Raw genomic sequence first — 24,746 nt, forward strand, 5'->3', positions numbered from 1 at the left:
GTCATGAAGCCGGCAGGTTTGGGCGTCCGCGCCCTCGCGGCCAGGTTGGCACTCATGTCGGCGCTCGCGTCGGTGCTCGCGTCGGTGCCCCTGGCCACCGGGGCCGGGGCCCAGGATTTCGGCGGCTTCGGGCGCGGGGAGGGCCGCGGCGGGGGCGGCACGCCGGGCGCCTTCGATTTCTACGTGCTCGCCCTGTCCTGGTCGCCGACCTATTGCGAGACCGCGGGCGCCCGCCGGGACGACCGCCAATGCGCGCCGGGCCGGGGCCTCGGCTTCGTGGTGCACGGGCTCTGGCCGCAATACGAGCGGGGCTACCCGCAGAACTGCTCGGCCGTCGAGCGCGCCCCCACCCGGCAGGCCCTGGAGGTCGCGGGCGAGGTCTATCCGAGCGAGGGGCTCGCCCGCTACGAGTGGCGCAAGCACGGCACCTGCTCGGGGCTCGACCCCGCCGCCTACTTCCGCGCCGCCAGGGACGCCCGCATGGCGGTGACGATCCCGGACGCGTTCCGGGGGGCGGGGGCCGACCGCCGCGCCGCCCCGGTCGAGATCGCCCGCGCCTTCGTGACGGCGAACCGTGGGTTGCGGCCGGACATGATGTCGGTGACCTGCGCGCGGGGCCAGCTGCAGGAGGTCCGCATCTGCTTCGCCAAGGACCTGCGCGGCTTCACGCCCTGCCCGGAGGTGGCGCGCCAGAATTGCCGCGCGCCCGAGGTCGCCATCGACGCGGCCCGCTGAGGTCACTTCGCGCGCGGGCCGATCAGGGCCCTGGACATTCGCCGCGATTCCCCCGAATTGCGCGCCATGAATTACCGGCACGCCTTCCATGCGGGCAATTTCGCCGACGTGCTGAAGCACCTCGTGCTCGCCCGCGTCCTCGCGCATCTGCGCGGCAAGCCCACCGGCTTCCGGGCCATCGACGCCTTCGCGGGGCTCGGCTTCTACGACCTCGCGGGGGACGAGGCCGGGCGGACCGGCGAGTGGGAGGCGGGCTGGGGCCTCCTCGACGAGCCCTTCCCGAAGGAGATCGAGACCCTGCTGGCGCCCTATCGCGCCGCGGTGGCGGCCGTGCAGGCGCGGCACGGCGCCACCACCTATCCGGGCTCGCCCGCCCTCATCCGCGAGGCCCTGCGCCCGATGGACCAGGGCGTCTTCGTCGAGCTGCACCCGGTGGATGCGGCAATCCTGCGCGAGCGCTACAACGCGGATCCGCGCACCAAGGTGATGCATCTCGACGGCTGGACCGCGCTGAACAGCCTGATCCCGCCCCCGGAGCGGCGCGGCCTCGTGCTGATCGACCCGCCCTACGAGGTGCCGGGCGAGTTCGACCGCCTCGGCAGCCGCCTCGCCAAGGCGGTGGCGAGGTGGCCGACCGGCATCTTCCTGGCCTGGTACCCGATCAAGGACATCGCCGTGCTGGAGCGCATGATCGCCGGTCTCGACGCTGTCCTGAAGCGGCCCGCCCTGCGCCTCGACCTCATGATCGACCGGCCGGACGCCCTGCGCCTCACCGGCACCGGGCTCGTCGTGGTCAACCCGCCCTGGACGCTCGCCGACGATGCGAGCCTGTTCCTGCCGGCCCTCGCCGAGCGCCTGGCGCTCGGGGATTACGGCGCCTTCCGGTGCGAGGCCATCGGCGCGCCGGCCTGAGCGGGCGCGCCGCCCGGCCTGCCCGGGACGCATCCCCCCGATCCGGCGCACGGCGCCCGCAACCATTCGCGTTTGCCCGCTGAATCGCCTATAGGCGGGGGAAATCCCCGTTCCAAACTGATCTGGACCCATCATGGCGACGGCGTCGTTCGACACCGCCCGGCGCGAAGGCAGCGCCATTCCGGCAATCGAGAAGGTCCCCGAGGCGGAGGTCGCGGCCGGTCCGCTCCCGGGCGTGCGCGCCTCTCTCGTCGGGCTGACCCGGGACGGCCTCAAGGCGCGGCTCCTCGCCATGGGCGTGCCGGAGCGCGAGAGCCGCATGCGCTCGGGCCAGATCTGGCACTGGCTCTACGTCCGCGGCGCCCGCGACTTCGACGCGATGACGAATGTCGGCAAGGGCCTCAAGGCCCAGCTCAAGGAGCACTACACCCTCGACCGGCCCGAGACGGTGAGCCAGCAGGTCTCCCGCGACGGCACCCGCAAGTGGCTGCTGCGCATGGCGCCCACCGGCAGGCACGACCACAACCGCGGCGCCGAGATCGAGTGCGTCTACATCCCGGGGCCGGACCGGGGCACGCTCTGCGTCTCGAGCCAGGTCGGCTGCACCCTGACCTGCTCGTTCTGCCACACCGGCACCCAGCGCCTCGTGCGCAACCTCTCGGCCGCCGAGATCGCCGCGCAGCTCGTGGTGGCGCGGGACGAGCTCGGCGACTGGGTCGGCCAGATGCCCTCGCGCGACCCCACCGGCACCGGCGAGGCCGGGCGCCTCGTCACCAACATCGTGTTCATGGGCATGGGCGAGCCCCTGTACAACCTCGACAACGTCGTGGACGCGGTGGGCGTGATGTCGGACCCGGAGGGCCTCGGCCTGTCGCGGCGGCGCATCACGGTCTCGACCTCGGGCGTGGTGCCGCAGATGCAGCGCCTCGGCGAGGAGGCGCACGCGATGCTGGCCATCTCGCTCCACGCGGTGCGGGACGCGCTGCGCGACGAGCTGGTGCCGCTCAACCGCAAGTACCCGATCGCCGATCTCCTGGACGCCTGCCGCCGCTATCCGGGCCTGAACAACGCCCGCCGCATCACCTTCGAGTACGTGATGCTGAAGGGCATCAACGATTCGGACGCGGATGCGCGCGAGCTGGTGCGCCTCCTCAAGGGCATTCCGGCCAAGATCAACCTGATCCCGTTCAATCCCTGGCCCGGCAGCCGCTACGAATGCTCGGACTGGGACCGGATCGAGGCCTTCTCCGAGATCGTCTTCAACGCCGGCTACGCCTCGCCGGTGCGCACGCCCCGCGGGCGCGACATCCTGGCCGCCTGCGGCCAGCTCAAGAGCGAGACCGAGAAGATGCGTGCCCGCGCCCGGCTGATGCTCGAGGAGGGCATCGGCGCCGAGCGGATGTACGCGAGCGACGAGGATTGAGGATCGCCTGGGCCTCGGATCCCGAGGCGGTCCGCGACGACCTGGGCGGGCGGCAAGACGCGCCCCCGCCGGACCCGGGGCGGCTCCGGGCTACAACTCCCACGCGATCGGCGCCACGCCCCTCGATTCCAGCCACGCATTGGCCCGCCCGAAGGGCGCCGAGCCCGGGAAATCCCGTGCCCGGTTGAGCGGAGAGGGGTGGCCGCTCTCGATGACGCGGTGGCGCTCCCGGTCGATCAGCGCCGCCCGCGCCCGGGCCTGCGCCCCCCAGAGCAGGAACACGGCCGGCTGCGGCCGGGCCGAGACCGCCGCCACGGCCTCGTCGGTGAGCTGCGACCAGCCGTAGCGCAGATGCGCCCCGGCCTGGCCGGCCTCCACCGTCAGGGCACTGTTGAGGAGGAGCACGCCCTGGCGCGCCCAGGGCGTGAGGTCGCCCCGCGTCGGCTTCGGCCCCGTTCCGCCCGCCGGGTCGATCTCGGCGAGGATCACCTTCAGGGAGGCGGGGAGCCGGCGGGCGCCCACATACGAGAAGGCGAGGCCGTTGGCGTCGCCCGGCGTCGGATAGGGGTCCTGGCCGAGGATCACGACCTTCACGTCGGGCAGCGGCGTCAGCGTCAGCGCGTTGAGGATGTTCTCGGGCGAGGGCAGCACCCGCGCGCCGGCCGCGATGCGGGCATCGACCCGGGCCGCCACCGCGTCGGCGGCGCCCCCGGTGAAGAAGGGCAGCGCGGCCCAGGGCGAGCCGGAGGCGCGGAAGCGGCGCAGGGCTGTGGCGACCGTGTCTGTCATCGGCGGATCGGGTTGGCTCAGCGGACCAGGATGCGGCGCCCGGCCTCGAGATCGAGGGGCGCGGTCCGGCGGATGTAGGCCATCACCTCGTTGGCGACGAGCTTGCCGTCCGTCGAGCCGATGAGCGTGCGCCCCTGGGCGAGCATGCCGTAGCCGTTCCCGCCGTCGTACAGGAAGCTGTTCGAGGCGACCCGGTAGGTCCGGTCGGGGTCGAGGGGCTCGCCCCCGACCGTGACGGCGAGGATGCGGCGCCCGGACGGGGCGGCGGGGTCGATCGTCATCACGAGCCCCGAGACCTGGGCCATGCGGCCGGAGGGGCGGCCGTAATCGGAGAGCCCGTTCTCCAGGGCCGCCCGCACCTGGGCCCCCGTGATCGCGACGAGCACCGTGGTGTTGCCGAAGGGCAGCTCGGTCAGGATGTCGCGCCGGGTCAGCTCCGTGCCGGCGGCGTAGAGCCGGTTCCCCCGGATGCCGCCGCCGTTCATGATCGCGATCTCGGCCCCGGTCACGGCCCGCAGGGCGTCGGCCACGAGGTCGCCGAAGCTCGACTCGAAGGCCCGCACCGTGGCGACGCGGCTGTCGAGGGGGGTGAGGGTCCGGCCGATCGCGACGTCGAGCTCCCGCGACAGGGCCGCCTCGTGGCGCCGCACGACCGCCAGCGTCTCCGGGTCCGGGACCACGAGGCTCGAATCGTGGATGCGGAAGCGCGGGCGCCACGCGATCCGGCGGCCCTTGCCCTCGCCCGTCACGGTCGCGGTGACGTCGACCGCCGTGACGTAGTGGGCATCGAAGCTCGATTCCACCAGCACGCGCTGGCCGTCGTAATGCACCAGGAGGTCGTGGTCGTGGCCGGACAGCAGGATGTCGACGAGGCCCGCCGCCACGATGGCGAGGTCGGTCGGGCGCGCCGTGTGGGCGACGCCGACGAGGAGGTCCGCCCCCTCCCGCCTCAGCTGCTCGGCCTGGTCGGCCAGGGTCTCCATCTCGGGACCGAAGCGCAGGTCGCCGCTCTGGGATTTCTGCGGCGTGCTCGCCAGGGCGATGCCGACGATCCCGACCCGGATGCCCCCGAGGGTGAGGATCATGCGGTCGCGCAGGCCCGGCAGGACCTGCCCCTGCGCGTCCCGCAGGTTCGCCGCGAGGACCGGGAAGGCGGCCTCCCGCATGCGCTCGAGGAAGATGGCGGGGCCGAAATCGAACTCGTGGTTGCCCGGCACGAACACGTCCGGCGGCGCGAGGTCGAGAAGCTCGACGATGTGGGCGCCCTTGTCGAAGCCCGACATCAGCGAGGGCGAGAGGGTGTCGCCCGCATGCGCGTAGAGCATCGGCAGGCCGCGGGCCCGCTCCGCCTTGACGATGGCGTTGAGCCGCGCGAACCCGCCCCGGCCGTCAACCTCCGCCATCTGGTAGACGTCGTTGACGAGGAGCAGGCTGAAGGTCGCGTCGGGTGCGCCCTCGGCCGCCCCGGCCGTGCCCGGAAGCCCCGCGGCCAGACCGGCACCGAGGCCGAGGCCGAGTGTCTGGCGGCGGTTGGGGCGCGGCATCGTGGGGCGTCTCCGGAAGGGCGGTCCTTGATAGGCCACGCTTCGTGACGGCGCGACGTCGGCCCCGGTCCGGCCCGGGCGGCGGGCCGTCCCGGCTCGCGCGCTACTTCGGTGCGAAGGTGTCGCGCACGGCCTTGGCGTTGCGCCGGACCATCGGCCAGATCCAGGCGCCGGAGGCGAGGTAGGCGGCGGCCGGCATCGGCTTCAGCTCGGTCGCGAGGCGCTGGGCGAGGCCGGGCGCGGCGATCGGGCCGGCCGGCGCGTCCGACTTGCGGTAGACCACCGTCGTGTCCTCGCGCCAGTACTCGGTGTGCGGCACGAGGCCAGCCCGGCGGGCGGTGAGGTCGCAGGTGTCGCGCACGAAGCCGTGGACATGGGCGAAGTGGAAGCGCTCGTGCGGCGGCTTGCCGGTAGCAGCCATGTTCGGGACGGCGGCGTAGAGCACGCCGTCGGGCTTCAACCAGCGCGCGAGGCGCTCCATCACGTCGGCGGGGTCGCGCAGGTGCTCCATCACGTGGTGGGTGGTGATGACGTCGAAGTAGCCCGGCTCGAAGCGCCCGTCATCGGCGTCGTCCAGCACCTCGACCCCATGATGCGTGCGGGCATAGGCCGCATAGTCGCGCCCGGGCTCGACGCCGATCGCCTCGCAGCCCCGCGCCCGGGCGGCGGCCAGGAACTCGCCCGAGCCCGAGCCGAAATCGAGGACGCGGGCGCCCGGGGTCAGCTTCGGCGCCAGGAGGTCGGCCCGGAAGGCCGCTTCGCGGGCGGAGCGGTTGAGGTGGTGGCGCGGCGGCCCGCCCGCGAAGGCGAGCTGGTAATCCGCCCGGTAGGCGGTGGCGTAATAGTTCGCGAGCTCGTCCGGCGTCGGCATCGGGTCGGTGCGGATCAGGCCGCACTGGAGGCAGGCGATGGATTTCAGGGTCTTCAGGCGCCGGTCGGTCTCCGCCACCGTCACGCTCTCGCGCGATCCGCACAGATTGCAGGCCGTGGGCGCCCCCGTGTAGGGGTAGCCTGTGAACGGCATGAAGTGGTTGAGGAAGTAGCGGGGAGACGGCATGTCGCGCCCTGTCCTGTCATATCTTCGCTGGCAGGCTCCGTGCTCTAGATAGATATCCACCCGGACACAACCGCGGCTCCGTCCCGTGCGGATCCGCCCCTCGCCCGATGCCGGGTCCAGAGATGCGCGTCGCCCGACGAGCCGGCGACGCTGACAGGAAGCGGCGCCAAGCCGAAGAAGCCCGATGAACGAACGCGTCGAACCCTCCGCGCTGCAGGTCCCCCGTGGCCTGGAGCCGCAGCGCCCGGTCAAGGGGGCCCCGCTCCCGGCCGAGCACCCGCCGGTGCGCTGGGGCCGCGTCGGCGTGCTCCTGATGAATCTCGGCACGCCGGAGGGCACGAGCTACTGGCCGATGCGCCGGTACCTCAAGGAGTTCCTCTCCGACCGGCGCGTCATCGAGGTGCCGCGCCTGATCTGGTGGCCTCTCCTCAACCTGATCATCCTGACGAAGCGGCCCGGCCCGAAGGGCAAGGACTACGCGAGCGTCTGGAACAACGAGCGCGACGAGGGCCCGCTCAAGACCATCACCCGCGGCCAGTGCGAGCGGCTGCAGGCGGCGATGGGGGATTCGGTCGTGGTGGACTGGGCCATGCGCTACGGCAAGCCGGAGGTGTCCCTGCGCATCCAGGCGCTGCTCGACCAGGGCTGCGACCGCATCCTGCTGGTGCCGCTCTATCCCCAATACGCCGCCGCCACCTCGGCCACCGCCTGCGACCAGGCCTTCAAGGCCCTGATGCAGATGCGCTGGCAGCCGACGGTCCGGGTCTCGCCGCCCTATCACGACGACCCCGTCTACATCGAGGCCATGGCCGACTCGATCCGCGAGGGGCTGGCCAAGCTCGATTTCGAGCCGGAGGTGATCCTCACCTCGTTCCACGGGGTGCCGAAGAGCTACCTGCTGAAGGGCGACCCCTACCATTGCCAGTGCGTGAAGACCGGCCGCCTCATCCGCGAGGCCCTGGGCTTCTCTCCCGAGCGGATGCGCGTCACCTTCCAGTCCCGCTTCGGCAACGAGGAATGGCTGAAGCCCTACACGGACGAGACCGTGCAGGGGCTCGCCAGGGGCGGCGTCAGGAACCTGGCGATCGTGGCGCCGGGCTTCACCGCCGATTGCCTCGAGACCCTGGAGGAGCTCGACGGCGAGAACCGCCACTACTTCGAGGAGAACGGCGGCGAGCGCTTCGCCTACATCCCCTGCCTCAACGATTCCGACCTCGGCATGCGGGTGATCGAGAACGTGGTGCGCCGCGAGTTGCAGGGCTGGATCTGAGCCGTGACTTGCCGCGCCGGAATGCCGGACTATCATCCTTTGCCTGAAGCCGGACCGCGCGGCCATTCACGAGGGATCAGATGGCGTTCTTCATCGGAATCGGCTGCCCCTGGCTCGTCCTTGCCGTGCTCGAACTCATGACCCAGCGGCGGGACCGGGAGCGGGTCCCGCTCGAGGCGCCGCCGGTCACGGACTCGGCCTACCTGATGCCGGACGTCGCCTGACGGGCGAGCCCGGAACCGTCCGGGCGCCCCATCGTCCAGGTCACCGCCTCACCCTGAGGCGGCGCGCTGAGCCGGAGCCCTCGCGGGAGGGCGCCGCGACCGCGCGCGCCTGATCGCGCGCCTTACGGCTTCTTCGTCTCGGCGGGCGCGACGGGCGGGGCCGCCGCCTCGGTGCGCTCGACCTTGGCGCCCTCGCGCAACTTCAGGATGAGGTCCTGCTGGGCCTTGCGGGTCAGGTACTGGTCGACCTGCTCCTTCATCTCGTCGAAGCTCGGGATCGGCTTGGTCCGCTTCTCCTCGACCTTGATCACGTGCCAGCCGAACTGGGTCTTGACCGGATCCGAGACCTGGCCGACCGGCATCTTGAAGGCGGCCTCGGCGAAGGGCGCCACCATGCGCTCCTTGGTGAACCAGCCGAGATCGCCCCCCTCGGTCTTCGAGCCCGGGTCCTTCGAGGCCTCGGCGGCGACCTTCGAGAAGTCCTCGCCGCCCTTGATGCGCTCGGCGATCTTCTTCGCCTCGGCCTCGTTGTCGACGAGGATGTGGCGGGCGTGGACCTCCTCCTCGGGCTTCATCGCCTTGACGGTCTGGTCGTAGAGGGCCCGGGCCGCCTCGGGGCTGGCCGCCTTCTTGGCCTCGCGCTCGAGGTACTCGTCGAGGAGCAGCTTATCGCGGAAATACGCCAGCTTGCGCTTGAAGTCGGGGGTGTCGCTGATCTTGGCGGTCTCGGCGGCCTGGGCGCCGACCTTGAGGTCGACCATGTAATCGACCAGCAGCTTCTGCTTCTGCGCCTCGTCGACGCCGGGCAGCGACAGGGCCGGATCCTCGCCGGCGATCGCCAGGTCGCCCTGGGTGATCGGGGCGCCGTTCACCTTGGCGACGACGGTGTCGGGGGCAACGGGCGCGGCGGCGGCGGCGGCGGCGGGGGCGCCGGGCGCGGGGCTCTGCGCGAAGGCCGATGCCGGGAGGGCGAGGCTCAGGGCCAGGGCGCTCACGCGCCAGAGGGTGGAGGGCATCGGCATCGGTCGTGATCCTTGGGCTTGATCGGCCCCACCCGCCGCCCGAGGCTTCCGAAGGCCGGGAAGCCTCCGGGAACGCCTGGATTGCCGGGAGCGAGGCAGGAAGGAGCGGCGCGGAGCCGCGGGAATCGGCGACACAGGTGGAATGGCTTCGGCCCAAACGCAAGCTTTGCGGCGCGCCGCGCCACGACCCGAACTCCCGATCGTGAGCCGCGTCCGGAGCCTGCCCCGGGCCGCGATCCGGCGGGGGAGGCGGCGACGAACCGACGCGGAACCCGGGGGAAGCTCGGCCGTTCCCGCAGCCCGGATCGCCGCCGCGACGGCGATCCGGGGCCGGGCCTCTTTTAGATGCGCCCCCTGATATTTACCTCTATAAGCCCGCCCAATTCGCTTTTGACTGCTCGCTCGACCGCAGGTTCACGATGCTCGGTGCCCTCGCCAAGAAGATTTTCGGCTCGTCCAACGACCGTCGCGTCAAGGGCTATCGTCCCCGCGTCGCGGCGATCAATGCGCTGGAGCCCGAGATCGCGGCGCTCACCGACGAGCAGCTGCGCGCCCGCACCGACACGCTGAAGGCGGAGCTCGCCGCCGGCAAGACCCTCGACGACATCCTCGTGCCCGCCTTCGCCACCGTGCGCGAGGCGGCCAAGCGCGTGCTCGGCCAGCGCCACTTCGACGTGCAGCTCATCGGCGGCATGGTGCTGCACGAGAGCGGCATCGCCGAGATGAAGACCGGCGAGGGCAAGACCCTGGTGGCGACGCTGCCGGTCTACCTCAATGCCCTCTCGGGCAAGGGCGTGCACGTCGTCACAGTGAACGACTACCTGGCCTCGCGCGACGCGGAGTGGATGGGCCGGGTCTACGGCTTCCTCGGCATGAGCGTCGGCACCATCGTGCACGGCCTCGACGACGAGCAGCGCAAGGCCTCCTACGCCTGCGACATCACCTACGGCACGAACAACGAGTTCGGCTTCGACTACCTGCGCGACAACATGAAGTACGAGATGTCCCAGCTCGCGCAGCGGGGGCACAACTACGCCATCGTGGACGAGGTGGACTCGATCCTGATCGACGAGGCGCGCACGCCGCTGATCATCTCCGGGCCGGTGGACGACCGCTCGGAGCTCTACGTCTCGGTCGACGCGCTGATGCCGCAGCTGGTGCGCGAGCATTACGACCTCGACGAGAAGCAGCGCACCGTCTCGCTGACCGAGGAGGGCAACGAGTTCATCGAGGAGGCCCTGCGCGAGGCCGGGCTCCTCAAGGAGGGCGACCTCTACGACGCCCACAACGTCACCCTCGTCCACCACGTGAACCAGGCGCTTCGCGCCAACACCCTGTTCACCAAGGACAAGGACTACATCGTCAAGAACGACGAGGTGGTGATCATCGACGAGTTCACCGGCCGCATGATGCAGGGCCGGCGCTACTCGGAAGGGTTGCACCAGGCCCTCGAAGCCAAGGAGCGGGTCACGATCCAGCCCGAGAACCAGACGCTGGCGTCGATCACCTTCCAGAACTACTTCCGCCTCTACGGCAAGCTCGCGGGCATGACCGGCACGGCCTCGACCGAGGCCGACGAGTTCGCCGAGATCTACAAGCTCGAGGTCGTCGACATCCCGACGAACAGGGATGTCGAGCGCGTCGACGAGGACGACCAGGTCTACCGGACGGTCGAGGAGAAGTACCAGGGCATCATCGAGGAGATCGACCGGGCCCACCAGCGCCACCAGCCGATCCTCGTCGGCACCGGCTCGATCGAGAAGTCGGAGGTGCTGGCCGAGCTCCTCAAGAAGGGCGGCTACACGCTCCTCGACTACTCGGACCCGCACGCGCTGACCGATGTCTACGCCGCCGCCCGCGAGGGCCGGGTGACGAAGCGCTTCGCGGTGCTCAACGCCCGCTTCCACGAGCAGGAAGCCTACATCGTGGCCGAGGCCGGCGTGCCGGGCGCGATCACGATCGCCACGAACATGGCCGGGCGCGGCACCGACATCAAGCTCGGCGGCAACCTCGAGATGCGCATCGAGAAGGAGCTCGCGGGCGTGCCCGAGGGGCCGGAGCGGGCGGCGCAGATCGCCGAGATCAAGGCCGAGATCGAGGAGAACCGCGCCAAGGTGCTGGCCTCGGGCGAGCCGGCCGACCCGGAGGCCGGCCGCAAGAAGGCCCTGCCCGGCGGCCTCTACATTATCGGCACCGAGCGTCACGAATCGCGCCGCATCGACAACCAGCTGCGCGGGCGCTCCGGCCGCCAGGGCGATCCCGGCCGCTCGAAGTTCTTCCTGTCGCTGCAGGACGACCTGATGCGGATCTTCGGGTCCGACCGGATGGACGGCATGCTGCAGCGCCTCGGCCTGGAGCAGGGCGAGGCGATCATCCATCCCTGGATCAACAAGGCGATCGAGAAGGCGCAGCAGAAGGTCGAGGCGCGCAACTTCGACATGCGCAAGAACGTGCTCAAGTACGACAACGTCATGAACGACCAGCGCAAGGTCGTGTTCGAGCAGCGCCGCGACTTCATGGGCCAGGAGAGCGTGCGCGAGACCGTCGACGAGATGCGCCACGGCGTCGTCGACGACCTCGTGGCCGTCCACATCCCGCCGAACGCCTACGCGGAGCAGTGGGACATCGCGGGCCTGCGCGAGCGGGTGACGGGCGTCCTCAACCTCGACGTGCCGGTGGAGGACTGGGCCAAGGAGGAGGGCATCGCCGACGAGGAGATGCGCGAGCGCCTGCGCAAGGCCGCCGACGAGACCTACGCGGCCCGCGTCGAGAAGAACACGCCCGACGTGATGACCTATATCGAGAAGCAGGTCCTGCTGCAGACCCTCGACCACCTCTGGCGCGAGCATCTCGTCACCCTCGACCACCTGCGCCAGGTGATCGGCTGGCGCGGCTTCGCCCAGCGCGACCCGCTCAACGAGTACAAGTCCGAGGCCTTCGACCTCTTCAACGGCCTCGTGGCCTCCCTGCGCGAGCAGGTCACGGCCCAGCTCGCCCGCGTCGAGATCCTCTACCAGGAGCCCGAGGGCGAGGGCGGCAACCCCTTCGGCGGCCTCGAGAGCCCGTCCCTGCCGCCGATGTTCGCCCAGCACCTCGACCCCGTCACGGGCGAGAACGAGATGGCCTTCCCGGGCCGCGGCTCGGGCAGCGACGGCGGGGCGGGGGGCGCCTACGGCTACGCCGCGCAGGCGCTCACGGCGGATGCGGCGGTGCTGGAGCGCGACCCCACCGACGCCACGACCTGGGGCCGCGTCGGCCGCAACGAGCCCTGCCCCTGCGGCTCGGGCAAGAAGTACAAGCACTGCCACGGCAGCTACACGGCCTGATCCGGCGGCCGCCGCACCGTCATCCGAACGTCCGGCCTCAGGCCGGCTCGGTCGTCGCCTCGACCCCGATCAGGCCCCGGACCTCGCTCGCGAGGTCGGCCAGGCTCAGGGAGCCCTTGGCGATGACCCGGTCCGCCTGACCGGCGAGGCGGCGGCGGTCCTCGGCCGTGATGTCCTTGGCGGTGAGCACGACCACCGGGATGTCGCGCCAGTCGGAGCGCAGGCGCAGGCGGCGCAGGAAGGTGAACCCGTCCATCTCGGGCATCATCAGGTCGAGCAGGATCAGTCCGGGCTTCTCGGCCTCGACCGCCTCGAGCGCCCGGCCGCCATGCTCGGCGGCGCGCACCGGCAGGCCCTCCCGCATCAGGAGAGTGGTGAGCCGCTCGCGGGCGTCCGCATCGTCGTCCACGACGAGGATCGGCCCGCCCCCCGCCCCGGGCCGGAAGCGGTCCATCACGGCCTTGAGGTGGTCCCACTCGATCGGCTTGTGCAGGTAGTCGGTGGCCCCGAGGGAGAAGGCCAGCGTCTGCTCGTCGAGCACGGTGACCATCACGATCGGCGTCGCGCCGAGCTCCGGGTCGGCCCGGAGCGCCCGCAGCACCGACCATCCGTCCATGTGGGGCATGGTGACGTCGAGCAGGATGGCGCGGGGCCGCAGGGTCCGCGCCCGCTCCAGCCCCATCCGGCCGTCGCTCGCGGTGCTGACCCGGAATCCGTCGCGTTCGAGGAAGCGGGCGAGGAGGTCGCGGGTCGCCGCGTCGTCGTCGATCACCAGGATGGTCGGGGCCCCCGCCTCGGCGGGTGATGCGGGCGGGGGCGCCTCGGCCGCGGGCGCCGCGTAGGCGGCGGGCAGGCGCAGCGTGAAGGTGGTGCCCTCGCCCTCCCGGCTCGCCGCCTCGATGTCGCCCCCCAGCAGGTGCGCGAAGGCCCGGGTGATCGAGAGGCCGAGCCCGGTGCCGCCGAAGCGGCGGGTGGTGGAGGCGTCGGCCTGGGTGAAGCGCTCGAACAGGCGCCCGACCTGCTCGGCGTTCATGCCGATGCCGGTATCGCTCACCGCGAAGGTCAGGACGTCGCCGGGATCGCGGGTGACCGTGAGGGTGATGCGCCCGTTCTCGGTGAACTTCGCGGCGTTGCTCAGGAGGTTGATCAGGCATTGCCGGAGCTTCGTCACGTCCGTGTGGGCCGTGCCGACATCCTCGGCGATGTCGAGGGCGAGCTGGTTGGCCTTCTTCTCGACGAGCCCCTCCACGGTGGCGGCGACCTCCGCCACGACCTCGGCGACGGAGAAGTCCTCGGCGAAGATCTCGACCCGCTCGGCCTCGATCTTCGAGAGGTCGAGGACGTCGTTGATCAGGCCGAGGAGGTGGCGGGCGTTCGACTCGATCTTGCCCATGTCGGCGATCAGGCTCGCCTCGCCGAGATCCTCGAGCTCCTCCTGCAGCATCTCCGCGTAGCCGATCACCGCCGAGAGGGGCGTGCGCAGCTCGTGGCTCATGTTGGCGAGAAACTGGCTCTTGGCGCGGTTCGCCTCCTCGGCCGCCTCCTTGGCGGCGGCGATCTGCGCCTCGGCCTCCTTGCGCGCGGTGATGTCGCTGTGGGTGCCGACCCACTCGCGCAGGCTCCCGTCCTCGCTGAGGATCGGCACGGCCCGCACCGCCATGTGGCGATAGGTGCCGTCCCGGCGGCGCAGGCGGTGCTCGGTCCCGTAGGGCGCCAGGCTCCGGACCGCATGCCCCCAGGCCTCGCGCGTATGCGCCCGGTCGTCGGGATGGACCGTATCGAGGAAGCCGAGGCCCGCATAGGCCGCCTCGTCCTGGCCGGTGAAGCGGGTCCACGCGGTCTGGCGCGGGTGCAGGTTCCCCTCCGGGGTCGCCGTCCACACGATCGCGGCCGAGGCCTCGATCAGGGAGCGGAAGCGCTCCTCGCTGCGGCGCGTCCCCTCCTCGGCGAGCCGGCGGATCGTCTCGTCGAGCACCACGAGGCCGACCCCGTCGACCTGCGGCCCCTTCGCCTCGGCGACGCCGCGCAGGGGATAGAAGCTCATGGAGAAGTGGCGCACCCCGCCCGGCGCGCTCGGCGTCGGCACGGCCACCGGCACGTCGGGCGTCACGAGCCCGTCCTCGAGGGCGGCGGCGAGCTTCGGCGCCAGGGTCTCGCGCAGGGTCGGCAGCATGGCCCAGATCGGGGCCCCGAGATCCGCCCCGAAGCCGCGCTCGCTCATCACCGCGAGCGCCCGGTTCATGTGGCGGATCTCGAGGTTGCGGTCGAGGAAGCCGAGGCCCACCGGCGCGTTGGCCAGAACCCCGTCGAGGAGGCTCGTCATCCGCAGGGATTCGCGGCGGCGCACGAGGGCGAGGCGGGCGAGCATCGCGATGGCGGCGAGGGCCGACAGGCTCGCGAGGATCGACAGCACGAGGGAGCGCAGGCGGTCGCGGGCCTCGGTCGCCTCGACGCGGCGCGCGGTCTCGGTCTGGATCGCGGCGCTCTCGGCGCGGATCGCGTCCATGATCCGCTTGCCCTCCTCGGTCCGGACGAGGTCCGTGGCCGCCTCGAAGCCCCGCTGCTTGCGCAGGTCGACCACGCGGGCGGCGAAATCGCGCTTCCCGGCGATCAGCGTCGCCAGGGACTTGCCCCCCGTCGCGGCGTCCCGCCCGGGGGCCGCCGCCACCGCCCCGAGGGCGGCGAGACGGGCGTCGATGGCGCCGAGGGAATCCGTATAGGTCGCGAGGTAGCGCTCGCCGCCGACGATGACGAAGCCGCGCTCCCCCGTCTCGAGGTCCTTGACCGCCGAGAGCAGCCGCTCGGTCCCCGAGACGATGGCGTTGGCGCGGGCGATTTCGGCCCGGCTCGCCTCGCCGGCGAGGTAGTTCCAGGCGCCCGCCCCCAGGGCCACGCAGAGGAGCCCGAAGGCGACCGGCGAGCCGAGGAAGCCGGCGAGTGGCCGGGATCCGCGCCAGTGCCAGCGCCGCAGCGGGGCGATCGAAACGCTCATGAGGGGGCCTGCATGGTCCTGCATCCGGAAGGGCAACCCGCCTTGATAGGCCGAGCGGAGGCGGATGTGGATGCTCGGCCGGCGAACCCGATGCTCAATTCCCCGTCACCGGGACCGCCGCATCAGGTCTCGACGAGGCCGGTGCTGGCGCCGCTCGCCTCCGAGTCGCCGCGCCCGTGCGGCAGGGCGAGGTACTCGGTGGAGCGCATCTCGATCAGGCGCGAGACCGTCCGGTCGAACTCGAAGGCCTCGCGTCCCTCCGTCGCGGTGTAGAGGGCCTGGGCCTCGGCGGCGGCCGAGGCCACGAGCTTCACGTGCGCGTCGTAGAGGGTGTCGACGAGGGTGATGAAGCGCTTGGCCTCGTTGCGGTTCGCCTCGCCCATCACCGGGATGGTGTCGAGGATGATCGTGTGGAAGGTGCTTGCCAGCGCCATGAAGTCCGAGGCGCCGAGGGGCTGCGCGCAGAGGTCCTCGAAGCGGAAGCGCGCGACCCCCGCGGCCTCCTGCGGCACCACGACGTCGCGGCCCTTGACCCGGAGGGTGGCGGGCCGCCCCTTCGGCTTGCCGGTGAGGCCCGTGAAGGCGCGGTCGAGGGCCTCCCGCGCCGCCTCGTCGGCCGGCACGTGGTAGACCGAGGCGCCGCCGAGCTTCTCCAGGCGGAAATCCGTGCGGGCATCGAGGCGCAGCACCTCGACCCGGTCCGTCAGCTCGGCCACGAAGGGCAGGAACAGGGCGCGGTTGAGCCCGCCCTCGTAGAGCCGATCGGGCTCGACGTTCGACGTCGCGACCACGGTCACGCCGCGCTGGAACAGGGCCCCGAACAGGCGCCCGAGGATCATCGCGTCGGCGATGTCCGTCACGGTGAACTCGTCGAAGCAGAGGAGCTTGGCCTCCTCCGCCAGGGCGTCCGCCACCGGAGCGATCGGGTCGTCGCCCTTGACCTCGCCCCGCTTCAGGGCCTGCCGGTGGGCGTGGATGCGCTCGTGCGCGTCGGCCAGGAAGCCGTGGAAGTGGACGCGCCGCTTCGGGCCCGGCGCCGCCTCGTGGAACAGGTCCATCAGCATGGTCTTGCCGCGCCCGACCGAACCCCAGATGTAGAGGCCCCTCGGGGCGGCCCCGCCATCCTCCTTGCGGCCGAACAGCCAGCCGAGCGCGCTGCCCTTGCGGGCACGCCGGCGCCGCTCCAGCTCCTGCGCCAGCCGGTCGAGGGCGCGCACGAGGCGGACCTGCGCGGGATCCCGCTCGATCGCCCCGGTGCCCACCAGCGCCTCGTAGCGCTCGTGGACGGGGCCGGGTGAGACGGCGCTCGCGCGCGCCTCGGGGGAGGGCGCGCGGACGGGGCTCGGTGTCTGGCTCACGGAATTACCGTCCTCGCCTGCAGGGCCCGCGGCGGCGCGCCCTGCGGGCCGGGAGCGGGAGTTGAAGGGCAGCCGGGGCCCGGTCTGCCGCGCCGAGGCGGGCGGATCAACCCCGCTCCCCGTCTCAGCCCTGACAGGTGCGGCTTGGTTCCAACCCCCGCATGCATGGCTGCCCCGGCGCCCGCGCGGTAGGGCGTATTGCTGCATTGCACAATGAATTCGCGCGTGCCACATCAGCGTGGCCTTGAGGGAGGTTTCGTCCGGACCCGCCGCGCCTCGTGCGCCAGCAACCGGAGACCGGCATGGCCATGCCCCAATCGATCTCGACCGGACCGTCGATCAGCGTCCGGCGCCTGTGGCCGAGCGACCGCGCGGTCATCCTCGACTACTTCCTGCGCCTCGACCCCGAGACCCGCGCCAACCGCTTCATGGGAACGGTGAGCGAAGCGGGCGTGCGCGCCTACGCGAAGAGCGCGATCACGGCGGACGGGCTGATCTTCGGCGCCTTCGTGGACGGCGTTCTGCGCGGCCTCGGGGAGCTGCGCCCCGCCGGTCCCCGGCCCCCCGGGACGCTGCGCGGCCGGATGAGGCTCGGGCCGGAGGCCGAGGCCGCCTTCGCGGTCGAGCGGGAGTTCCGGCGCAACGGGCTCGGCGCGGCCCTGTTCGCCCGCATCACGGATGCGGCGCGCAACCGCGGCGTCAGCGACCTGCACGTGCGCTGCCTGAGCCGGAACGGGCCGATGCGCGGCCTCGCGGCGAAGCTCGGCGCGAATCTGCGCCTCCTCGGCAGCGAGACCGAGGGCGCGCTCCACCTCGCGCGCCCGACGCCCTTCTCCCTCTGGCACGAGAGCATTGCCGAGGCCTTCGACTTCACCCTGGCGGTGGCGAGTGCGGGCGGCCGCGCGTGAGCGTGCGGGGCCCGGCCCGAGACGATCCGGGCACGGACAACCGGGCCCGCCCCGTGGTAATCCGGGACCGCGCCGGGAGCATCGTGCCGGCCGGAGATCAATTGGAATGCGTCGCGTGCTCACATCCGCCGCCGTCGCGGCGGCCCTGGCGCTGGCGGGCCCGGCGGGCGCGCAGGGCCGGCCCGACATCACCGCGATGAGCTGCGCGGCCGCCGCCGACCTCGTGTCCCGCAGCGGGGCCATCGTGCTGACCACTGGGCCCATCACCTACGCGCGCTTCGTGCGCGACGGCGGCTTCTGCACCGTCGAGAAAACCACGAAGCCCGCCTACGAGCAGACCCGCGACCTGCCGCGCTGCTTCGTCGGCTATCTCTGCGTCGATCCCTTCAGCGAGGGCCCGGGCAAGCCCTGAGGGCCGGCATTCCTCCGGATTCGCCCCACCTTACGGCCAAGCTGCCATGTTGCGGCCAAGGCCGACCCCGATCCTCGCCGAATCGCCCCGCCAGAGGGCGCGGTTCGATCAGGACCAAGGGGCTGACACATGCGCGACCCAGTGCGCGACCCAATGCGCGACATCACGATCCACGCGGCCGGCACGTCGCTCGATGATCGCCGGGAGGAGATCCGCGCCGCGACCCGCCTCGAGCGGTCGGTGAGTGCCACCCTGCAGGCGATCGCGGCGGCCTGCGCCGAGCGCGACGCGCCCCCGGTCTACGCCGCCCGCCGGCACCTCGCCGAGGTTTACGGCGTCGCGCGCCTGCGCAAGCGCATGGAGGAGGTCCGCCGCTCCGCCTGACGGTCGCACGGGCCCTCCCTCAGGCCACCGCGTCCCAGGTTTCGCTGAGGATCCGGCCCGCCAGGACGAGGTGGGCCCGCAGCACCACGTCGCCGGGGGGCATCGGCGCGGGCGGGCGCCACTCCACGTAGAGGCGCCAGCTCCCGGTCTGGGGCACGCGCTCGACCACGGGCTCGACCATCTGCCCGGCGCTCGCCGAGACCGCGGCGGCGACCGCGGCCCCCGGATCGGCGGGCAGGCCCGGCCCCTCGAAATCCACCGCGTAGAGGCGTCGCTCCGGGCTCGGCGGCTGGGTCGGCCGCAGGCGCTCGGCGGAGCCGACCCGCGTCGAGACCACGCGCGCGAGGGCGCCCGGCAGGACGGGGACGGGCTCCGCCCCGACCGTCGTCAGCCCGTAGGCGAGGCGCAGGGCCGGACCGGGCCCGACCGGCGCCGCCGGCACGAATGCCGCCACGACATTGTCCATGTACTCCTCCCGGGACGGGATCTCGAAGAGCTGCACCGCGCCCGCCGCGAAGCCCCCCGCCGCCGGCCCGTCCCCGCCGGGCTCCGGCCGGACCCAGAGGCCGGGCCGGGCCTCGTGCCGGGCCTGCACGTCGAGATAGGCGGCAAAGCTCCGCTCCCGCTGCAGCAGGCCGAAGCCGCGCAGGGGCGCGACCGCGAAGGCCGAGATCTGCGGCTGCCGGCGCCCGTTCACGAGGGGGCGCCAGAGCCGGTCCCCCGCGCCCTCGACCACGAGCCCGTCCGAATCGTGGACCTCGGGCCGGAAATCGTCGAAGCCCTCCGCCCCCCGGGCCCCCGGGCCGTTCTGCCCGTGCAGGAACATGCTGGTGAGGGGAGCGAGCCCGAGGCGCGCCAGGGGCTTGCGGGGAAAGAGCGCGGCGGTGACGCCGAGGCGCGAGGGATCGCCCGGCTCGACCACGAAGCGGAAGGCCCCCGCGAGGCTCGGCGAATCGAGGAGCGAGAGCACGCTGAGGCGCTCCGTGCCGGGCTCCGGCTCGCAGATCCAGTGGGCGACGAAATCCGGGAATTCCTCGCCTTCTGGCGCGCCCGTGCCGATCGCCGCGCCCCGCGCCGAGAGACCGTATTCCTGGCCCTTGCCCCGCAGGCGGAAGTAGGAGGCGCCGAGGAAGACCAGGAACTCCTCCTGCACCCGGGGGGTGAGGCTCGCGAGGGAGGAGTGCAGCCGGAAGCCCGCGAAGCCGAGATCGGCCGGGAAGCTCGCCCCCGCGAGGCCCGGCCCGAGGTCGAACTGGCTCGACGCGTAGACGATCGGCCTCGGGGGCCCCTCGCGGGGCTGGAGGTAGAGGTCGACGCGCTTGCGCTGCAGGAAGCCGCGGTGGAAGAGCTGCGCCGAGAACAGCGGCCCGAGGCGCAGGCTCTCGGCGGGCCGGAACGCGATCGCCCGATATCCGTCGTAGCTCAGCCGGGCGAGATCGGGGGGCAGGTCCTCGGGCGGCGCCGCGTAGGGCGCGCGGGCGCGCGCCTCCGCGAGGGCGGCGACGCCCTCGAACGCCATCGGGGCCGCGGACGGGTGAATCGCGTCCTCCGCCTTCGTTCTGGCGACATTCAGGTCGATCGCACTAGGTAGGAACGTGCCGGCGGCTGCGGTCAAGGCGGTGTGCAGCACGGATCGGCGCGAGACGGAAGCCGTTTCGTGACGTTCCGGTCCGGTCGCTTCAGACCTGCCCGGCCCTGTTCCCTTGCCGCGTTCCTCGGTGCGCTCGCTCATCGGCTGTCCAGATCTCCGGTGACGGGTTCGGTGTCCCTCCACGCTTGAGTTTCACGAGCCCCATGTCCACCACACCGTTGTCGCAAGACGCTCCGGCAGTCGAGGTTCGGCCGGACATGATTCCTTCGCTCGAGGCTCCGGCGGCCAAGGTCCCGGCCTCGAAGCCGTTGCCGGTGGAGCTGTCGGCGGTCCTGCCGGCGAGCCGGCCGGTCGTCCCCGAAGCCTGGCAGCCGGGCGGGCGCGGCGCCTCCCTCGCCTGGCGCCGCCTCGCCCTGGCCCTGCCCACCCTCGCGACCGGCCTCGCCATCGCGGTCCTGGCGGTCGCGGCCTACGGGCCGCCGGCCGGCTGGCTCGCCGGCAGCGTCCTCGTCCTGTTCTGCCTCGTGATGGGGTGGCAATCCTTCGTCGCCTGGCAGTACGTCTACGGACTTGCCGCCGCCGTCCTCGGGGACCGCGCGAAATCCGCGCTGGAGCGCCGCGCGGAGGCGCTGCCGACCCGCGCCACGGGCCTCAGCCGGACGGCGGCCGTGGTGGCGATCCACGCCGAGGATGCGGTGGCGGTCTTCGCGGCCCTGCGCGTCATGGCCCGCTCGCTGGCCCGCGAGGGCGGCGACGGCTCGGACCTCGACATCTTCGTCCTCTCCGACACCCGCGACGGCGCCATCGCGGCGGTGGAGGAGCACGAATTCGCCCGCATCGAGGCCTGGCGCCGCGGGGCCGGCCCCGGCATCCCGCGCATCCGCTACCGGCGGCGGCGGGAGAACCGCGGGCGCAAGGCCGGCAACATCGCGGAGTTCTGCGAGACCTACGGGCCCGAATACGACTACATGATCGTGCTCGACGCCGACAGCCTGATGACCGGGGCGAGCATGCGCCGCCTCGTGCGGCTGATGGAGGAGAGCCCCCAGGTCGGGCTGATCCAGACCGTCTCCTACGCGGCCGGCCGCGACACCCTGTTCGCCCGCATCCAGCAATTCGCCGTGCGCCTCTACGCGCCGCTGGCGCTGCGCTGCCTGGAGACCTGGCAGGGGCCGGACGGCAGCTACTGGGGCCACAACGCGATCCTGAGGATCGAGGCCTTCGCGAACAACGCCCAGCTCCCCGTCCTCCCCGGCAAGGCGCCGCTCGGCGGCGAGATCCTCTGCCACGACATCGTCGAGGGCGCGCTCCTGCGCCGCTCGGGCTGGGAGGTGCGCCTGCTCCCCGAGATGGGCGGGACCTGGGAGGAGATGCCCACGAACCTCGTCGACCTCCTCGGGCGCGAGCGTCGCTGGTGCCAGGGCAACATGCAGCACCTGCGCGTGGTGCCGATGCCGGGCCTGCGCGCGGCGAGCCGCTGGCACCTCCTCGTCGGCATCCTCTCCTACTGCGTGCTGCCCCTCTGGATCGCGTTCCTCGTCACCGGCACCTGGCTCGCGGCCGGGACCGGCGATCTCGGTCTCCTCGGCTATGGCCTGACCGGCTCGGGCGCCGCGGCCCACGGGCTTGCCGCCCTCGCGGTCGCGGTGCTGGCCCTGCCGAAGCTCCTCAGCCTCGGCCACGTGCTGGCCTCGCCCGAGCGCCGGGCCGCCTTCGGGGGCGCCGCCGCGCTGCTGAAGAGCGCGGCCCTGGAACAGGTGGTCTGGGTCCTGCTCTGGCCGGTGATGACGCTGTTCACCGCGGGTGCCGTGCTCTCGACCTTCGTCGGCCGCGTGGTTCGCTGGGACGCGCAGGTCCGCGACGACCGCCGGGTGCCCTGGGGCGAGGCCTGCCGGCTCCAGGCCGACGCCCTCGTGGTGGGCGGGTGCCTCGCGGCCTTCCTGGTCTATGCGGGCGACCTCTGGCTCGCCCTCTGGATGGCCCCGATCGCCTTCGCGCTGCTGACGAGCCCGGCCCACAGCGTGCTGACGAGCCGGGCCGACCTCGGGCGCCTCGCCCGCGCCCGCGGCCTGTTCCTCACCGCCGATGACACGGCGCAGGCACCCGAACTCGCCGACCTCGCCCAGAGCCGCAACGCCCCGGCTCCGGCCCGCACGGCGCCCCGCGAACCCGCCGTCTGGATCGCTGCCGCCGACGAGGCCTGAACGATCCGCCGAGACCGCGCCGTCGGGCGCCGCACGGGCGGCCCGGCCGGGAGGCGGGGCCGCCCGTATCGCGTCCGGAACCTACTGCTTGTTCAGGGTCTCGATCGGGTTGGTGCGCTGGCCCGCGCTCGGCTCGGAGGTGAGGTTGCTCGAGCCCCGCTCCTCGCTGCCCGCGGGCCGCTTCGGCGCGCCGGGACCGCCCGCCGCCTGTCCGCCGCCGGACTGGGTCGGCACCGTGCCGCTGGCGAGTTCGAGGCAGGTCACCATCTCGACGTAGGAGGGGTAGCCGCCGGCCTGGAACTGCTTCTCGCATTGGTTCTTGGCGGCCGGGGTGTAGTCGCCCCAGCGCCGTTCGGCCTCCTTGCGGGCGTCGCGCTCCGACCGGAGGCAGCCCTCGACGCTGGCGTTGTCGCTGATGCTCGCGCTCGCCGAGGCCGCCGACTTGCAGGTGGATTCGATGTCGAGGTTCGGCACCCCTCCGGCGGCGGAGGCCGGTCCGGCGAGCGCGACCAGCGCCGCGGCGGCGGTGAGGAAGGATCTCGGGTCGATCATGGCGCGTCCTCGCTTGGCGGCGCAGGGCGCCGGCTGAGTGGGCTGGCGGCGCGGAGCGCCGCCCGAATGGCACCGGCACAACGCGCGGAAACGCCGATCAGCACGCCGCCCCGCTCAAAAAAGCCGCCGATCCCCTCAGGCCGGCTCGTTCCCCGCGCCGCCATGGGCGGACCACAGGGCCGCGTCGAGGTCGGCGAAGAGGTCGGCCGGGTCCTCGATGCCGGTGGACAGGCGCAGCAGGTCGGGCGGGCAGGGGGTGCCGGGCCCCTCGACCGAGGCGCGGTGCTCGATCAGGCTCTCGACGCCGCCGAGGGAGGTCGCCCGCTTCCACAGGCGCACGCCGGCGGCGGTGGCGATCGCGGCGGCCTCCCCGCCCGCCACGCGGATCGACAGCATGTAGCCGAAGCCGCCCTGCATCTGGCGCGCCGCGACGGCGTGACCGGGATCCTCGGGCAGGCCCGGATAGAGCACCGAACGCACGAAGGCGTGTCCCCGGAGGCGCTGCGCCAGGTCGAGGGCGCTCGCGGCCTGCGCCGCCGCCCGCAGCGGCAGGGTGCGCAGGGACCGCATCAGCAGGTAGGCCTCGAACGGGCCGAGGATGGCGCCGCCGCCCGCGCGGATCGCCCCGATCCGGGCCCAGAACGCGTCGGGCTTGGCGCCGGCCAGCACGCCCGCCACCACGTCCGAATGGCCGTTGAGGATCTTGGTGGCCGAGTGCATCACGATGTCGGCGCCGAGGCTGAGCGGGCGCGTGTGGATCGGCGAGGCGGCGGTCGAATCGACGGCGAGCCGGGCGCCGGCCGCGTGCGCGATGTCGGCGGCCTGCGCGATGTCGGTGATGGTCCAGAGCGGGTTGCCGGGGGTCTCGATCCAGACGAGCTTCGTCCGGCCCGGGCGCATCGCGGCGCGCAGGGCGTCGAGGTCGTCGGCATCGACGAACTCGACCGTCAGGGTCCGCCGGGGCGCCTCCTCGCGCAGCCAGCGCTTCAGGGCCCAGTACATCACCTTGGGGGCGACCACGTGGTCGCCGGGCTCGAGCGCCGTGAACACCGCGGTCGCGGCCGCCATGCCGGAGCCGAACAGAAGGGCGCCCGCGGCCGCCTCCTCCAGCATCGCGATGACGGATTCGGCCTCGCGCACCGTGGCGTTGTCGGGCCGCGCGTAGGCGAAGCCCGACGAATAGGCGTTGTCGGGGTCGCGGATGAAGGTCGTCGAGACGTGGAGCGGCGCCACCACGGCCCGCGTCACCGGGTCGATGCGCCCCATGGCCTGCGCGGCGAGGCTGCGCCGGGAAAAGCCGCCATTGGGCGTATTTTCCGCAGCCCCTCCTTGATCCGCGCCGTACTCCGGCGAATTAGGCTGTGGCATGGCGGTCCCCGTGCGTGGCGAAACAGGGCCGCCGCCTGACACGAACCGTGCCGGCGCCGCAACCCTGGATCCGAGCCGCCGCCGAGGAATGCCGCCCCGATGCCGACCGCCACCCACGTCCCCGCGGGGCCCGCGCTCTCGCCCTGGCTGCGCCTCGCCGCCGCGATCCTGCCCGTCGCCGCCACGGCCTTCATCGGCTCGATCTCGACGCAGGAGAACATCCCGCTCTGGTACGAGGGGCTGGCGAAGCCGAGCTTCAACCCGCCGAACTGGCTGTTCCCGGTGGCCTGGACCGTCCTCTACACGATGATCGCGGTCTCGCTCTGGCGCCTGCTCGGGGCGAAGCCCGACACCGGCCCCTTGCGGCAGGGCTGGTGGCTGACGCTCGCGGTCTTCCTGGTGCAGATCGCCCTGAACGCCGCCTGGAGCCCGGTCTTCTTCTCGGCCCACGCCATCGGGGCGGCGCTCGTGGTGGTGGCGGCCCTCCTCGTCATGGTGCTGTGGACGATCCGGCTGGCCTGGCGCCACGACCGCCCCGCGGCGTGGCTGCTCGTGCCCTACGCCGCCTGGGTCGGCTTTGCGACGCTCCTCAACGCCGCGATCCTGCGGTTGAACTGAGCGGGACGGTTAACGCCGGGTTTTCACGTGAGACAGATCGTTCACCCTCTCTCCAGC

At 72.5% G+C, this 24,746-nt stretch carries 20 protein-coding genes; 11 read left to right on the plus strand and 9 right to left on the minus strand.

Going from position 1 to position 24,746, the window contains the following annotated elements; genetic code table 11:
- The first annotated feature begins 54 nt into the window (after positions 1–54).
- The 3 genes from F6X51_RS03435 (at position 55) to rlmN (ending at position 3,070) form a co-directional block, all read left to right on the plus strand.
- Positions 55–735 (plus strand): ribonuclease T2 family protein, encoded by a 681-nt coding sequence (locus F6X51_RS03435; RefSeq protein ID WP_150961792.1) that lies wholly within the window; start codon positions 55–57, stop codon positions 733–735.
- Between the two features lie 66 nt (positions 736–801).
- Positions 802–1,647, plus strand: a complete 846-nt coding sequence (locus tag F6X51_RS03440) for a 23S rRNA (adenine(2030)-N(6))-methyltransferase RlmJ (RefSeq protein ID WP_150961793.1) — start codon at positions 802–804, stop codon at positions 1,645–1,647.
- A gap of 133 nt (positions 1,648–1,780) precedes the next feature.
- Complete coding sequence (rlmN, locus tag F6X51_RS03445) at positions 1,781–3,070, plus strand: 23S rRNA (adenine(2503)-C(2))-methyltransferase RlmN (RefSeq protein WP_150961794.1); 1,290 nt, start codon at positions 1,781–1,783, stop codon at positions 3,068–3,070.
- 90 nt (positions 3,071–3,160) lie between these two features.
- Here rlmN and F6X51_RS03450 read toward each other — a convergent pair whose 3' ends face one another.
- From F6X51_RS03450 to F6X51_RS03460, 3 genes are all read right to left on the minus strand, one after another.
- Positions 3,161–3,859 carry a uracil-DNA glycosylase gene (locus F6X51_RS03450; protein WP_150961795.1) on the minus strand — a complete coding sequence of 233 codons (699 nt, stop codon included), beginning with the start codon at positions 3,857–3,859 and terminating at the stop codon, positions 3,161–3,163.
- Positions 3,860–3,876: 17 nt separating this feature from the next.
- A complete protein-coding gene (locus F6X51_RS03455; protein ID WP_150961796.1) occupies positions 3,877–5,403 on the minus strand; it encodes a bifunctional metallophosphatase/5'-nucleotidase in 1,527 nt (508 codons plus the stop codon).
- Positions 5,404–5,506: 103 nt separating this feature from the next.
- On the minus strand, positions 5,507–6,460 hold the full coding sequence (locus F6X51_RS03460; protein WP_150961797.1) for a class I SAM-dependent methyltransferase: 954 nt from the start codon (positions 6,458–6,460) through the stop codon (positions 5,507–5,509).
- A gap of 184 nt (positions 6,461–6,644) precedes the next feature.
- On the opposite strand from F6X51_RS03460, the gene hemH reads away from it, so the two are divergent.
- Both hemH and F6X51_RS27690 read left to right on the plus strand, forming a co-directional pair.
- Positions 6,645–7,730 carry a ferrochelatase gene (gene hemH, locus F6X51_RS03465; protein ID WP_150961798.1) on the plus strand — a complete coding sequence of 362 codons (1,086 nt, stop codon included), beginning with the start codon at positions 6,645–6,647 and terminating at the stop codon, positions 7,728–7,730.
- A gap of 80 nt (positions 7,731–7,810) precedes the next feature.
- Positions 7,811–7,954 (plus strand): hypothetical protein, encoded by a 144-nt coding sequence (locus tag F6X51_RS27690; protein WP_191969999.1) that lies wholly within the window; start codon positions 7,811–7,813, stop codon positions 7,952–7,954.
- Positions 7,955–8,076: 122 nt separating this feature from the next.
- Here the strand turns inward: F6X51_RS27690 and F6X51_RS03470 are convergent, their stop codons facing one another.
- Entirely contained in the window at positions 8,077–8,976 is a 900-nt protein-coding gene (locus F6X51_RS03470) for a peptidylprolyl isomerase (protein ID WP_150961799.1), read from the minus strand.
- A 419-nt stretch (positions 8,977–9,395) separates the two neighbouring features.
- Here F6X51_RS03470 and secA point away from each other — a divergent pair, with 419 nt between their 5' ends.
- Positions 9,396–12,302 carry a preprotein translocase subunit SecA gene (secA, locus tag F6X51_RS03475; RefSeq protein ID WP_150961800.1) on the plus strand — a complete coding sequence of 969 codons (2,907 nt, stop codon included), beginning with the start codon at positions 9,396–9,398 and terminating at the stop codon, positions 12,300–12,302.
- Between the two features lie 37 nt (positions 12,303–12,339).
- On the opposite strand, the gene F6X51_RS03480 is transcribed toward secA, so the two are convergent.
- On the minus strand, positions 12,340–15,294 hold the full coding sequence (locus F6X51_RS03480; protein ID WP_191970000.1) for a response regulator: 2,955 nt from the start codon (positions 15,292–15,294) through the stop codon (positions 12,340–12,342).
- A gap of 122 nt (positions 15,295–15,416) precedes the next feature.
- Positions 15,417–16,652, minus strand: coding sequence for a cell division protein ZapE (gene zapE, locus F6X51_RS03485; protein WP_150961802.1), 1,236 nt, complete (start codon positions 16,650–16,652; stop codon positions 15,417–15,419).
- A 302-nt stretch (positions 16,653–16,954) separates the two neighbouring features.
- On the opposite strand from zapE, the gene F6X51_RS03490 reads away from it, so the two are divergent.
- The 3 genes from F6X51_RS03490 to F6X51_RS03500 all read left to right on the plus strand — a co-directional run bounded on the left by F6X51_RS03490 (position 16,955) and on the right by F6X51_RS03500 (position 18,356).
- The gene (locus tag F6X51_RS03490) at positions 16,955–17,560 is read left to right on the plus strand and encodes a GNAT family N-acetyltransferase (protein WP_246696592.1); all 606 of its coding nucleotides are present in this window, start codon (positions 16,955–16,957) and stop codon (positions 17,558–17,560) included.
- Positions 17,561–17,675: 115 nt separating this feature from the next.
- Positions 17,676–17,972, plus strand: coding sequence for a hypothetical protein (locus tag F6X51_RS03495; protein ID WP_407658423.1), 297 nt, complete (start codon positions 17,676–17,678; stop codon positions 17,970–17,972).
- A 129-nt stretch (positions 17,973–18,101) separates the two neighbouring features.
- Entirely contained in the window at positions 18,102–18,356 is a 255-nt protein-coding gene (locus F6X51_RS03500; protein ID WP_407658424.1) for a hypothetical protein, read from the plus strand.
- A 19-nt stretch (positions 18,357–18,375) separates the two neighbouring features.
- Here F6X51_RS03500 and F6X51_RS03505 read toward each other — a convergent pair whose 3' ends face one another.
- Entirely contained in the window at positions 18,376–19,875 is a 1,500-nt protein-coding gene (locus tag F6X51_RS03505) for a glucan biosynthesis protein (RefSeq protein ID WP_150961881.1), read from the minus strand.
- Between the two features lie 329 nt (positions 19,876–20,204).
- Here F6X51_RS03505 and mdoH point away from each other — a divergent pair, with 329 nt between their 5' ends.
- Entirely contained in the window at positions 20,205–22,151 is a 1,947-nt protein-coding gene (gene mdoH / locus F6X51_RS03510; RefSeq protein ID WP_150961804.1) for a glucans biosynthesis glucosyltransferase MdoH, read from the plus strand.
- Positions 22,152–22,232: 81 nt separating this feature from the next.
- Here mdoH and F6X51_RS03515 read toward each other — a convergent pair whose 3' ends face one another.
- Entirely contained in the window at positions 22,233–22,703 is a 471-nt protein-coding gene (locus tag F6X51_RS03515; RefSeq protein WP_150961805.1) for a hypothetical protein, read from the minus strand.
- A gap of 135 nt (positions 22,704–22,838) precedes the next feature.
- Positions 22,839–23,969, minus strand: coding sequence for a trans-sulfuration enzyme family protein (locus F6X51_RS03520; protein WP_407658426.1), 1,131 nt, complete (start codon positions 23,967–23,969; stop codon positions 22,839–22,841).
- Positions 23,970–24,170: 201 nt separating this feature from the next.
- Here F6X51_RS03520 and F6X51_RS03525 point away from each other — a divergent pair, with 201 nt between their 5' ends.
- Entirely contained in the window at positions 24,171–24,689 is a 519-nt protein-coding gene (locus F6X51_RS03525; RefSeq protein WP_150961807.1) for a TspO/MBR family protein, read from the plus strand.
- Positions 24,690–24,746: the final 57 nt, after the last annotated feature.

It is taken from the genome of Methylobacterium planeticum (genome assembly GCF_008806345.1).
Lineage (GTDB): Bacteria > Pseudomonadota > Alphaproteobacteria > Rhizobiales > Beijerinckiaceae > Methylobacterium > Methylobacterium planeticum.

Excerpts from the sequence above, each read along its gene's own strand:
- F6X51_RS03470 (WP_150961799.1), bottom strand. The coding sequence starts at position 8,976 with ATGCCGATGCCCTCCACCCTCTGGCGCGTGAGCGCCCTGGCCCTGAGC.
- rlmN (WP_150961794.1), top strand. The coding sequence starts at position 1,781 with ATGGCGACGGCGTCGTTCGACACCGCCCGGCGCGAAGGCAGCGCCATT.
- F6X51_RS03460 (WP_150961797.1), bottom strand. The coding sequence starts at position 6,460 with ATGCCGTCTCCCCGCTACTTCCTCAACCACTTCATGCCGTTCACAGGC.
- F6X51_RS27690 (WP_191969999.1), top strand. The coding sequence starts at position 7,811 with ATGGCGTTCTTCATCGGAATCGGCTGCCCCTGGCTCGTCCTTGCCGTG.
- secA (WP_150961800.1), top strand. The coding sequence starts at position 9,396 with ATGCTCGGTGCCCTCGCCAAGAAGATTTTCGGCTCGTCCAACGACCGT.
- F6X51_RS03440 (WP_150961793.1), top strand. The coding sequence starts at position 802 with ATGAATTACCGGCACGCCTTCCATGCGGGCAATTTCGCCGACGTGCTG.
- F6X51_RS03490 (WP_246696592.1), top strand. The coding sequence starts at position 16,955 with ATGGCCATGCCCCAATCGATCTCGACCGGACCGTCGATCAGCGTCCGG.
- F6X51_RS03505 (WP_150961881.1), bottom strand. The coding sequence starts at position 19,875 with ATGGCGTTCGAGGGCGTCGCCGCCCTCGCGGAGGCGCGCGCCCGCGCG.
- F6X51_RS03500 (WP_407658424.1), top strand. The coding sequence starts at position 18,102 with ATGCGCGACCCAGTGCGCGACCCAATGCGCGACATCACGATCCACGCG.
- F6X51_RS03515 (WP_150961805.1), bottom strand. The coding sequence starts at position 22,703 with ATGATCGACCCGAGATCCTTCCTCACCGCCGCCGCGGCGCTGGTCGCG.
- F6X51_RS03480 (WP_191970000.1), bottom strand. The coding sequence starts at position 15,294 with ATGAGCGTTTCGATCGCCCCGCTGCGGCGCTGGCACTGGCGCGGATCC.
- F6X51_RS03525 (WP_150961807.1), top strand. The coding sequence starts at position 24,171 with ATGCCGACCGCCACCCACGTCCCCGCGGGGCCCGCGCTCTCGCCCTGG.
- F6X51_RS03520 (WP_407658426.1), bottom strand. The coding sequence starts at position 23,969 with ATGGGGCGCATCGACCCGGTGACGCGGGCCGTGGTGGCGCCGCTCCAC.
- hemH (WP_150961798.1), top strand. The coding sequence starts at position 6,645 with ATGAACGAACGCGTCGAACCCTCCGCGCTGCAGGTCCCCCGTGGCCTG.
- F6X51_RS03435 (WP_150961792.1), top strand. The coding sequence starts at position 55 with ATGTCGGCGCTCGCGTCGGTGCTCGCGTCGGTGCCCCTGGCCACCGGG.
- F6X51_RS03450 (WP_150961795.1), bottom strand. The coding sequence starts at position 3,859 with ATGACAGACACGGTCGCCACAGCCCTGCGCCGCTTCCGCGCCTCCGGC.
- mdoH (WP_150961804.1), top strand. The coding sequence starts at position 20,205 with ATGATTCCTTCGCTCGAGGCTCCGGCGGCCAAGGTCCCGGCCTCGAAG.
- F6X51_RS03455 (WP_150961796.1), bottom strand. The coding sequence starts at position 5,403 with ATGCCGCGCCCCAACCGCCGCCAGACACTCGGCCTCGGCCTCGGTGCC.